This window comes from Methanobacterium lacus, from assembly GCF_000191585.1.
GTDB lineage: Archaea > Methanobacteriota > Methanobacteria > Methanobacteriales > Methanobacteriaceae > Methanobacterium_B > Methanobacterium_B lacus.
In genome coordinates, this window is record NC_015216.1 from 861,788 (window position 1) to 874,746 (window position 12,959).

Annotated in this window: 7 protein-coding genes; 6 read left to right on the plus strand and 1 reads right to left on the minus strand. The window is 34.9% G+C overall.

What is annotated here, in order from left to right:
- Positions 1-295 precede the first annotated feature (295 nt).
- From METBO_RS04490 to METBO_RS04505, 4 genes are all read left to right on the plus strand, one after another.
- A complete protein-coding gene (locus METBO_RS04490) occupies positions 296-1,438 on the plus strand; it encodes a glycosyltransferase family 4 protein (protein ID WP_013644488.1) in 1,143 nt (380 codons plus the stop codon).
- Between the two features lie 22 nt (positions 1,439-1,460).
- Positions 1,461-3,038: a 6-pyruvoyltetrahydropterin synthase gene (locus METBO_RS04495; RefSeq protein ID WP_013644489.1), complete on the plus strand. Its 1,578-nt coding sequence runs from the start codon at positions 1,461-1,463 to the stop codon at positions 3,036-3,038.
- Between the two features lie 61 nt (positions 3,039-3,099).
- Positions 3,100-4,278 carry a glycosyltransferase family 4 protein gene (locus METBO_RS04500; RefSeq protein WP_013644490.1) on the plus strand — a complete coding sequence of 393 codons (1,179 nt, stop codon included), beginning with the start codon at positions 3,100-3,102 and terminating at the stop codon, positions 4,276-4,278.
- A 14-nt stretch (positions 4,279-4,292) separates the two neighbouring features.
- Positions 4,293-6,470 carry a DUF2206 domain-containing protein gene (locus METBO_RS04505; protein WP_013644491.1) on the plus strand — a complete coding sequence of 726 codons (2,178 nt, stop codon included), beginning with the start codon at positions 4,293-4,295 and terminating at the stop codon, positions 6,468-6,470.
- Positions 6,471-6,558: 88 nt separating this feature from the next.
- On the opposite strand, the gene METBO_RS04510 is transcribed toward METBO_RS04505, so the two are convergent.
- Positions 6,559-7,626 carry a glycosyltransferase family 2 protein gene (locus METBO_RS04510; protein ID WP_013644492.1) on the minus strand — a complete coding sequence of 356 codons (1,068 nt, stop codon included), beginning with the start codon at positions 7,624-7,626 and terminating at the stop codon, positions 6,559-6,561.
- Between the two features lie 663 nt (positions 7,627-8,289).
- Here METBO_RS04510 and METBO_RS04515 point away from each other — a divergent pair.
- Together METBO_RS04515 and METBO_RS04520 are read left to right on the plus strand one after the other, a co-directional pair.
- Positions 8,290-9,528 (plus strand): DUF1972 domain-containing protein, encoded by a 1,239-nt coding sequence (locus tag METBO_RS04515; RefSeq protein WP_013644493.1) that lies wholly within the window; start codon positions 8,290-8,292, stop codon positions 9,526-9,528.
- Positions 9,529-9,643: 115 nt separating this feature from the next.
- The gene (locus METBO_RS04520) at positions 9,644-12,940 is read left to right on the plus strand and encodes a polysaccharide deacetylase family protein (protein ID WP_048186356.1); all 3,297 of its coding nucleotides are present in this window, start codon (positions 9,644-9,646) and stop codon (positions 12,938-12,940) included.
- Positions 12,941-12,959 lie beyond the last annotated feature (19 nt).

Sequence of the window (12,959 nt, forward strand, 5' to 3'; positions counted from 1 at the left end):
ACAATTTTAATCTTGGAATAAGAATAGTTTTTAATGGTTAATTTTGGGTTATAACCCTCAATTTAAGGTTATCCAACATCAAATTGGTTCATATTCTTTATTATATAGTTTAATTATGCATCACCAAATAAATAGTTTTTTATATGTTGTAAGGTGCTTTTGAATACATTAAAATGCAAAAGAATATTTAATAAACATATTCATAATATAAACCTAGAGTTGTAAAAAAATTCTCTGGATCATACTGAACCTCCGAAATAAAGGTTGAATCAATTAGGGACTCAAAGTGAAAACCATGAAAGTACTACTTGTTAATTATCTTGAAACTACCTTTCCCGGAGGTATTAGTAAAACAGTAAATGAGTTGGCCCAAAATCTTTCAAAAAACCATGAGGTTACTGTTCTTCAACCCAACCCTTCAAATTTAAGGGCTGAAGAAACTAATAATGGTTTCAAAATAATCAGGGTTTCATCGGCACTCGACAACACCAAATATTTCTACGGTCTGAATTTTGAGATATATAAATATCTTAAAAATCATTACAAGGACTTAAATCCAGACATAGTTCATGTACATGGATATCATCACTTAATGCCAATAGAATCAATTCATATAATAAAAAGGATGGATCCAAACGTACCCATTATATTCTCACCCTACTTAGATGTTGCCAGGGGAAGGTTAGCAGGTAAATACTTGTGGAATCTCTACAACATTTTTGCAAGGCCTGTTTTTTCTAAATCTGTTAGCATAACTTCCTGTTCAAATTTTGAATCTGCAAACATCCAGAACATAGGTGTTGAAAGGGAGAAGATCACTGTAATTCCACTTGGAGTGGATGAAATCAACCTTAAAAAAGATAGAAAGGATAAAAATTCAAAGAAAACTATAAACCTCCTTTACACGGGTCATATAATACCTAGAAAAGGTGTTGATTACATATTAAAAAGTTTACATAGTCTGGTACATAAAAAAGGTGCAGATAATGTGGTTCTCACAGTGGTTGGTGATGGTCCTGAAAAAAATAAATTGATCAAAATGGCAGATGAACTGGAAATTGCAGATCATATAAATTGGATGTCTTTTTTGTCCAGAGAAGAATTAATAGACCTCATCAGGGAATCTGACATATACATGCTTTTATCACGTTCTGAAGCCTATGGAATAGCTGTTGCTGAAGCATTAGCAATGGGAACTCCGTGTGTAATATCTAACAGCACGGCATTAACAGAATTTTCCAATGAAATTGGTTGTTATGCAGTTGATTATCCTCCTGTTCCAGACGATGTTGCAGACACTGTGCTAAAAATATATGCAGAAGATAGGGGTGTTGGACCATTATCTGACAGGATCCGAACTTGGAACGAAGTTTCTAAAGATTATGAAAACCTGTATCAATCTGTGGTCTCTGCCAACAAAATCGATAAATATCAATAAAAAATATTTGGGAAGCATAGGAATGTTAGAAACTAAAAGAATAGTGAATTGGTTGTGGATTATCCCAGGAATAGTTGCGTTTTTCATTGCACTCATTCCAACCATAGCCAATCAATGGCCATTAACATTGGATATTTATACGCATATACATTTAGCTCAGGTTTACAGTCATTACGGACTCACATTAATAGATCCAACCACCAATCCTCCTGCAGGAACTCCAATAGCTTACCCCCCACTTTTCAGTTTGATCTTGATGGCATTGGCAGCGATATTTAAAGCAGATTATTTCACCATATCACGGGCACTACAGCCATTTCTAGCTTTTCTTGCTGTTTCATCTGTTTCATATGTTGCAAAAAAATTTTATGGAGATATAGCTGGAATTTCAGCAGGATTCCTAATACTTTCAAGTTACCTGTTTAGCAGGATGGTCTCCCCACTCCCTGAAACACTGGCCATAGTATTTGTACCATTGGCAATCTACTTCTACTACAAATCTGTCATATCAAAGAAATACCTCTACGCCATTGTATCAAGCCTACTGTTTCTTTTAGTGATACTCACACATCAAGCAACTACTCTGATACTCTTTTTAACTGTAACAGCCATAACTGTAGTTGCAGGACTCATGAAGAGAGAAAAATATTATCTTTACTCCTACCCCCTATTTTTATCGTTGCCTATCCTAATTGGAATACTAGCATCTGTAGTTGCCCTTGTTCTGGCACCCAACTACGTGACCAAGATATTTGCCTATGGAGTTACTGCAGTAACTGGTTACACATCGTCGCTGCCGATCAGTGATCCCATAAGTGATGGTAAATATTTAGTTTACCTTGGAATTGTGTTGATATTTGCAATAATCGGTGCAGTGGTGGCAGTTAAAAGACGTAAAACACGTGACATTTTCATATTAGTCTGGATCGTTGTTGTATTTTTCATGAGCAAATCCTACTGGTTCGGTGTGAATGTTTACACCATACGACTTTTAGTTCATCTGCTGATACCACTGTCGATTCTAGGAGGTTTGGGATTAAGCTACCTCTATCTTGACTACAAAAAAACTGAATTTCCAAATATTAAAGTCAGAACCCTATTTTTGGCGGTTATTTTGATTGTTTCAGCACTTTTTGCAGTCACCACAGTATCTGATCCTCAATTAAACCTGCTTCCCAAGTACAATGCACAACCGTACAATCAAAGCTATTTGATAATTCCTCAAATAACACCACCAACAAATTCTGAAATGGAACTAGCCAACTGGTTTAAACAAAATGGTGATAATAAGTCTGCTGTTGTATCAAACAACTACGCAACAAACATATTTGTCCAAGCTGAAACTAACCAGCCTATAGCAGGAGTACAATCCTCAGAACATGTTATTGAATGGGGATTTAATGCTGATGAGCTTAAACAGAAGGAAATTGGGTATTTAATATTTGATAAAAGACTTAACTACACATCAAACTCCACAGAAAAGATCATAAGTCAGGGAACTTTCATATTTTACAACACCAACTACAACATCACATCATTCTTGCCTGAAAATTCTCAGTTACTCTATCAAAACCAGAATTTTGATGTATTCAAAATTTAAACAGATTTAAAATTGTTTTCAGTAGATTAATTAGTAATTTATGTGTTAAAGGTGAATCATCTTGAAGATAGCAATAATAGCACCAATGGATCCCAAAACCGGTATCAGCAACTACTCAGAAACCTTGGCAATTGAACTCATCAAGCTTGGACAGGACGTGGATGTAGTCTCACCTGAAAATTCATGTAACACCTACCTAACCAGCCAGGAACGCATGAATCATGTGAAACCTCAAGATTACTCAGTTAACGATTACGATGTAACCCATTTTCAGCTTGCAAATTCTCCGCTCCATGAATTTCAACTCCATATCTTGTTGGATAACAACGAAGATTTAATTAAAAATGACAGTATCGTAACAACTGTGCACGATGCAAGAAACTTCGATGTTTTCCAGTATAAATGTTCCAAATGCAGATCCTATGGCTTCAATTCGTTTCGATCCAAGTTAAGTTTTCCACACGATCTTGTGGACAGGGGATTTCAAAGGGTTAGCAATGTACTCCTCTTTCATAACAACTCGGCAATAACTGAATATAAAGACAGGTACAAGCTGGATAATATGAAATTTAAACGTGTACTACACCCTGCATACCGCATACCTGGTCAAAACATAATAAATAAAACCAATAATGAAACCAAAACAGTTCTGGCACCCGGATACATATCACCCTACAAGGGGCAGGATATTTTAATTAAAGCTGTTGCTGGTATTGATTTGGATTTTAAACTAGTATTTATGGGAAATATTTTAGATCCAGATTATGGTACCTACCTGAATCAACTGGTTCATGAGAACGAATTAGAAGATAAAGTCGAATTTTTAGGTTTTGTTACATCCGAAGAATTTATCTATAACATTGACAATGCCGAAGCAATTTTAGTACCGAGGCTCACCAGTCCATGGCTTTTAAATAAGCCCTTCTTTAGAATTCGAAGATCCATGGGTTTGGATACCCTCATAAACCAATCCACAAGTGGAGTTTTAACCAAGGCCTTAGCATCTGGAAAACCCGTGATATGTTCTCAAAACAAGGGATTTGCAGACTATGTTCAGGAGGATATGGGATTGATGTGTGATGATAATGTTGAAAGTTGGAGTAATGCGATAAAATATATGCTTGTAAATCCAAATAAAGTAAAGGAAATGTCTATAAATTCGAAGAGATTTGCGGATAATGTATTGGATCCCGCAAAAATTGCAGAAGAACATTTAAACATATACCGAGAATACTGTTAAAAAAAGGTTAGATCATGAAATTTTTAAATCCCTTTAAAATTAATGATTGGAATATCAAGTATCTGCTTTCTATCGTTATACTTTTTCAAGTATTGCTATGGGCCACAACAGTTTTAGAGTTTTACAACATTAACATACCCTTGGTAAGGGCAATATCTGCATTTATTGCTCTGTTTTTCTTAAACGGAATGCTTATTCTTAGAATTTTAAGAATTCATAATCTGGACTCAATTAGAAACTTACTCTACAGTTTAGGTCTAGGCACAGCATCCATAATGTTCTTTGGAATGTTGGTGGATTTAGTTTATCCATATTTAGGAATTAACTATCCAATATCCACAGTTCCATTACTCATCACCTTCACCATATTCACAGGGCTTTTGTGCTACTTAAGTTTCAGAAGGGATAGGGATTTTGACCAACCTGAAATTTTGGATACAAAAGGATTGTCAGTACCAATATTGGCGTTTCTGCTGCTTCCATTCACAGCCATATTCGGAACCTATCTCATAGACGGCTATCAAAACAATATATTACTCATTATAATGTTCTTTTTGATTGCTACAGTACCGTTTCTGGTTGCTTTTAATAAACTGAACAAAAAAATATATCCATTGGCAATTTTTTCAATGGCACTGACCCTAGTACTCTCCACATCCCTCATCACCAACTACATAACAGGTTGGGATATTAACCTCGAGTTTTACTTCACCAACCTCGTGAACAACGCATCCTATTGGAACTCCTCCATACCAGATCTGTTAAACGCCATGTTAAGTTTGGTTATAATCGTTCCAATTTTCTCTAAGATATCAGGAATGTCTATTGTAATAATATACAAGGTAATTTATCCTTTAATCTTTGTATTTGTACCATTAGGATTGTATTCATTATTTAAGAGACAAACAAACACTAAAATTGCTTTTTTTGCATGTTTCCTGTTCATATCCATATTCATGTTCTTTTTAGAAATGCCATACCTTGCAAGACAGGAAATAGGTGAACTATTTTTTGTACTCATGATCATGCTCATGGTGGAAAAGGATATTTCAGATAGGAACATCGTAATACTCACGGTGGTGTTTATACCAGCACTCTTAGTGTCGCACTACTCAATGGACTATATTTACATATTCCTTGCCACAACTGCATATCTTATAATTCTGCTTAGAAATCTGAATTTGGATAAAAAATATCCGAAGTTAGGAAAATGGTCTATTTTACGATTTTTCTTTAAACCTGCAGATTCTATTGAAAGGCCGAAGATGAGATACAAACTCCAGTTAATTCTTTTATTCAGTATCACAATTGTGTATTACTTGTTTGTTTCAAGCTCAGTACTTTTAAACCTCACCCTAACCACAATAAACAATTTAGTAACACTTAGTTACCTCTTTTTATTCAATCCAAATGCACTCATGGCTGTTGGGATAGTAACAGGGGAGAAATCTTTCTTAAGGAGCATAGCACTCGTATTTCATTTGCTGATAGAGGCCATAATTGCTGTTGGAATATTGGCACTTATTTACAGGCGCACAAAAATGAAGATCAACGAAAATTTTGCCCTGTTTACTGTAATGAGCTTTGTACTTTTGATTTTAGTGCTTGTAGTACCATTCCTTGCAGGTGCACTAAACCCTGAGAGGTTTTACCAAATAGCCCTCATATTCCTAGCTCTGTTCTTTGTCATAGGATGGTTGAAACTTTCAGAATTATTTAACAAGTTATTAAAATATAGGTGGAAGCCAGAATCTGTTAAAGAAACGTCTTTCAAGATAATGGCATTGTTTTTGGCAATTTCTTTGTTGTTCAACAGCGGAGTTGCCTATGAGTTACTGCAGGATAAGCCCTCCTCGATTGTGATCCACCCTTCCATGGATGGTCCTAAATTTACCAACGAAGAATTGGCAGGTGCTCTTTGGATCACAGATTACAGAACAAATGACGAGGTACACGCAGATACATACAGATTTTTACTGTTGAATGGGTTTATTCCATATGAAAAAGCTAAAAATACTTTGTATTCTCCCAACACAGGATCATATATGCTGTTAGGAACTTACAACTTGGAATCTGGGAAATTTGGAATTCCTCCAGCGGGCTCATCCGTAGTGCAGTACTACGACATATCAAATATAACAAATGTTGCGACTTCGATATACGACAACGGAGGATCAAAGCTGTTCATATAAGACACGATTCAAGTAATTTTTTTAATTCTTTCTATTATTTTAATTATTAAAATAAGGGTTTAAAGTACAGGCTATAACGAATTAAGCATTATTTTTTTCCTTTAATGTTTTTAATTCCATCAATTGTACCATCTAAAAATGATCCGAGTTTGGTTTTATCCCTGCGTATGAAAGCCAATGAGAACAGGATCTTCCAGAAGTAATAGCAGAAGTAATATAAAATGCTTGTAAACTGTTGCAACATGGTTTCGTTGGTTTTCATGAAAAGAAACCTGTTTCTTATCATGTAGTATATGCTCATGGCACCAATATCTGATCCATAGCATTTATGCCAAATTTTAGCTTTATGGGTGTAAATCGTGTTAAAACCGGCTTTTTTACCTCTAATGCACCAATCTATTTCTTCCCAGTAGGTAAAATAGTCCTGATTAAAGAAACCTACTGATTCAGCAAGTTCAGAGCTTACAAGCATACATGAACCTTCCACGTAGTCCACGACTTTGTCAGCTTCATACTGTCCAGTATCAATTTGATCTTTACCAATAGGACTCGGCTCAGATGTGTTCAGGTTGATGGTTCCACCAGTAAAGCTCAGAAGATTTGAAACTTCTTCAGGGTTGTAGTAATAAATTTTCGGCCCTGCAAATCCAACATTGTCATGTTTTTGAACAGAATCCATCATGTTCTTAAGAAAATCAGGTTCTACAACAGTGTCGTTGTTTAAAAGCAGATAGTAATCTGGCTTCAAGTTATCCTTTGCGAAGTCAAGTGCAATGTTGTTACCTCCTGTGAAACCGTAGTTTTGATCATTTTTGATCATGATCATGTTTTTTAGTCTATTGGAATTTAATGACGTATTTAAGTCAATTTTAACGTTATTTAGATCCTCAAAATCAATTTCAACCAGATTTTTTATTTTCAAGTAAATATCTGATTCTTTGTTGATTTTATCATCAAGTGGTGTGTTGCAGTAACCATGAATCCTCTCGATGGAATCATCCTCTGAAGCATTATCCACCAGAATAAAAAAGTAGTTTGGATAGTTTACCTTATCAATTGACTTCAAACATTCAAGGGTGTCTTGCCAACCATTCCAGTTCAGTACTATAAACACAACATTAGGGTAGGCTGAATTTTCTTTGAGAACTGTATCCATAGTTTTTATTTCATATTACATCTTAATATTTTTTTACAAAACACTTCATAACAGTTTTTCAGGTAAAAAAAGAATTCATTGATCTGTGATATTTGGTCCCAGTTTATGACTGAGTTTTTGATGGTGATGTTAGGTAAGAAGTTGAAACTAAACTTATGAAACCTACAATTTAATGAAAAATATTCAACATTTGCCAGTGAATAGTTGATCTTATTTTCACAAAAAAAATTGTTGTTTTAGTTGATTTGTGCTGATTTTCACAAAAATATTTTTTTTATAATTTCCAAGTAGTTGTACTAATTTATCCGTTATTACAATATCAAAACTGTATCAATTCAGTTATTTATTCCTATTTTCATGTTAATTTTGTTTATATTACTGTATTATTTTCTACTAATTGTTTTAGAGTAATTTAGTGTAAGCTATTCATGCATGCAATTGATAACATTTGACGTTTCTCTATTCTTAATTAAATTATTAGTATTAGTTCAAATAATCCCCTATAAACACCTTATTACATTCTATTTCATTGAAATGAATAACCTTATTAATGGTTAAAACCAAAAAAAAGTAGTGTAGTTAAAGTTTCTCACGTGATATCAAAAATCACAAAAATTGGGTTGGGGAGCTGGAAAAAAATATTTGTTAAGAGGGTTTACATTTATGAAATTTTCACAAAAAAAGAAAAGTTCAATAGCAATTATTGGAAGCCGGGGAATCCCAAACAATTACGGGGGATTTGAATGTTTTACAGAAAATATTAGTCAAAAACTGTCAAAAAAAGATTACGAAGTTTATGTGAGCTGTGAACAACCTGAAGGTGTTGATCCACCTGAAAAATTTGAGGATGTAAATTTATTCTACTTCCCAATTAAACATCCAAAATCAAACGTTCTTGGAATGATCTACGAAATAATGTATGATGCATACTCACTACTCTACTCAAGTTTAAAAGCTGATCAGATATATATGCTAGGATACAGTGCAGCATTCTTCTTCTTCATACCTAAATTATTTGGTAAAACACTATATCTGAATCCAGATGGATTTGAATGGAAAAGAAACAAATTCAGTGGCATGATAAAATTAATGCTCAAAATTCAGGAGAGAATGGGTGTTTTCTGGGCAGATAAAATAATCGCTGATTCAATGGGAATAAAAGAGTACTACGATAATAAATACAGTAAAAGTTCCAAGTTCATTGCATATGGTGTCAGTGAGATCCCTGAGATTGGATGGAACGATGAATATCTACCAGGATCCTTGAGGGGTGTTATAGAAGATTCCAATTATTGGCTATTGGTAGCAAGATTAGAGCCAGAAAATAATGTTCATACCATAGTGGAAAGCTACATCAAGAGTAAAACCAAAAAACCGCTGGTAATAGTTGGAAACTTTCTAAACTCAGATTATCAAGAAACAATTAACAACATGATTGAAGGGATGGATGAGACTAAAAACATTGTTTTCACTGGAGGAATTTACGATCAAAAATCCTTGAACATGTTAAGACAGAATTGTTTCGGCTACATACACGGTCATTCAGTTGGAGGAACCAATCCATCACTCATAGAAGCAATGGTAATGGAAAATATTCTGCTAACACATAGAAATCAATTCAACGAGGAAGTATGCCAAGATTCAGCACTTTACTTCAAAGATTCCGATGAACTCGCAACAAAAATGGATGATGTTGATAACCACCCTGACCAATACCAGATAATGAAAAAACTGGCATTATCCAGAGTCAAACAGGAATATTCATGGGAAAAGATAGTAGCTGCATACGACGAGGTATTTGGAAACGAATATAATAATCAAAACAGACAGCACAGTCCCAACAAATTTCCACTCTCAAAGGGGTACAAATCAGATTACAACTCAAAAAACAATTCGAAGTAACATGAATAATGGATTATAATCCATAATTTTTTTGTATCTTTAATAAACATTAAATATTTTCTTTTTAATAGAATTAATATCATATTTGATATCCGGGGTGTATACAATTAGTTCAATGAAACTTAACAGAACCATTGAAGATAATTACAAGGGGATATTCATATTAATTATTATCTTCCTCTTTATCCTAACAATGGGAAGCTCTAATGCCGCATCAACTGGAAACACATCTAAAGCAGTGGCTTCACACCAAATTTCCAATTCCGGTTTAAATAACCAAGACAGTTCACAGTCTTCAACATTCACTATTGAAAATCAATTTAGATCTGCAGGAAACGATGGCTATCCCAACCCCGGAAAGATCGTAACTAGTGCCAACTACACTAAATGGGTATGGACCAACATAATTGTCACAAATAACGGACCAGATGATTCAAACATAACCCTTCGCGATAAAGGTACAGGATTTGTCTTTTACAACCCCAAAATAGGATGGAATGGATGGGTTAGAATAAATGATGGCACTGGATGGAAAAAAGACACAACCTTCAATGTTAAAACTGGAACAGGAACATATTTCATACCGAACGGCTCTTCTTATCAAATTGCCATACTTGGCTATATTAACAGCACAGGAACCATAAGAAACGATGTAACTGAGACAGATCAGGATACAAAGGGGCCGGATATTTATCCATCAACATATGAAACCCTAAAAGTTCCTGATGCTGCTATAATACGTTTAAATGGGGAATTTCTAAACAGTTTAAATGGATCACCTGTGAATTCATCTAAATACAAGAATTGGATTTACAGTGTAACACGAGCCTTTAACCAAGGACCTAACAGTACAAAAGCTGTGTTTAAAATTTATACATATGGTCTCACATCCAATGGAACCTATGCAGTAAGTAGGGACGACGGTAAAACATGGAAGTACTCGGATAACTCATTCGATTTAAATACCAAGTTATGGACCACCTCCATACCATCCGATGGAAGCTGGCTACTTGCAGTGTACTCCAGGATCACCAAGTGGGATTCTCCAAAAAGCACGGTTTATTTGTTATCTCAAAATGTTTATAATCCATATGGCGCTGATAATGTGCGGCCGAAATGTCTAATTGTATTTGATGATGGGAACGAAGCACAGTACGCCATAGCTTTCAAGTATATGCAGAGTTTAGGAATAATAGGAACAGCCTATGTTAATGGTTATAATATAGGTACAGAAGGTGTTCTAACTGTTGATGAACTTAAAGAAATGGCTGCAGCAGGATGGATCATTGGAAACCATGGATACAACCACAAAGATCTGATCCAGTTATCAGACGATGATATCCAATCTGAAATTTCCAATGGAATCAACTTTTTAACAAGCATAGGTCTTCCAGAGGGTGCATTAAATTTAGCATTCCCTGGAGGATATTACAACAATGATGTTCTCGAAATAATGAAAAATTTAGGAGTTTTAACAGGAAGATCAACCAATGGCGAACTCATATACTCATTAAATGGATTGGATCTCTACAGACTCCCGGCTTACACCATTTTAAACACCACATCAGTGTCCAGTGTCACAGGTTATGTTGACAATGCAATACAATCTGGTTCAAACATCGTTCTATTATTCCATGACATAGCTCCAGGAAGTTCTGACAGTTACGTTTACCCTGAAGCAGATTTTAAAGCCATTATGGATTATATCTACAGCACAGGAATTGATTGTATTAATATCAACCAACTTTACTCCCTAGCAACAGATGTACCCATCAATGTACCTCCCTACGATCTTGATTCCAACACCGTTCTTCCCTATGTGGAAAGTACTGGAATTCTTAACAACACCTCCATAATAGAAGTACCTACCCCCATGGCAGATGTCGCTGTAAAAGTAAATGCTTCCAACAACTCCCCAGGCTACGGAGATAAAATAATCCTAACAATAACAGTAACAAACAATGGTCCAGACGTAGCAGAAAACGTCACTGTTGGTGAGTGGTTAGATGGAGATTTCTTTAAATATATATCCGACAATGGAAGTGGAACATACGATCCTAACACCACAATTTGGACAGTTGGTGATCTAGAAAGTGGAGAATCCAAGGTACTGAAATTGATTGTTCAGATTGTAACCTCCAATTCAATCATCAAAAATACAGCAACCTACAATTCAGGTTCAACTGATGACTCTAACTTGTGCAACAATTATCAGGAAATTGATATGTATGTGCCTCCAAGAACCTACATCACCGTAAATTCAGCAAATACATACGTGGGCGATAAAGTTCAACTGGTAATTGCATTGGTTGATGAAAACAACAACCCAATAGCAAACAAAGTTGTAAACCTCACAGTAAATGGAAAGGATTACTCTGCAACAACCAACAGTGAAGGTATAGCAACAATAATTTACACAACTGATAGGGCAGGAACTTTTAACTTAGTGACAAATTTCTATAATGACCATGATTTCTCATCAAGCAGCAACATCAACACATTAAAAGTCATTAAAAAACCAACAACCATAATATCTACCAATATAAAGACATATAATGGTGATTCAGCTGTTTTAACAGCAAGACTGTATGATACAAACTCTGCTAATTATTTGGCAAATAGAACAGTGAAATTCCTGATAAATGGAATCATTATGGGAACAGCTAAAACCAACATCAATGGTACTGCGATACTCCAATACATCATCAAGCAAAAACCTGGTTCATACAATTTAACTTCAATATTTAATCAGGACAACATGTATTCAACATCCTACCTCCAAACTATTCTAACAGTAGTCAAGACACCTACATCAATCAAAATCAATTCAACAAAGGGATATCTTCAAGATACTGTTCACCTCATTGCAACGGTATGGAACTCACATAAAAACATGACAGCTACAAATAAAACAGTCAAATTCTATGTTTACAACCAGTATGTTGGATCAGCATTGACAAATAAATCAGGAATAGCAACTTTAAACTACCACATTAACTTGAAAACAGCAGGCAACTACCCAATAAAGGCAGTTACACTGGATGATACCAATTATATAGGAAGTACAGACAATGCGAATTTGGTTGTAAAAAGAATCATAACCCTCATTTCTTCCGAGGTAACAATAAAACAGATTAGATACAGTGTTAACGCAAGTTCTTATAGAGGATTTAATGTAATTGTTCAGGCACAACTTAAGGATAGTCACAAAAACAAATTGTCTGGAAAGGAAGTGAATTTCTATGTGGATGGTAAACTAATTGGAAAATCCAAAACCAATAAATCGGGAATTGCGACCTATAATTACATATCCAAACCAACCAGCAACAAAAAAACAATTAAAGTATACTTCGCATCTGATAACACATTCATTGGATGCAGCAACACAAAATCCTTGAAAATATCCAATTAAAGAGAATTTATATCATTTA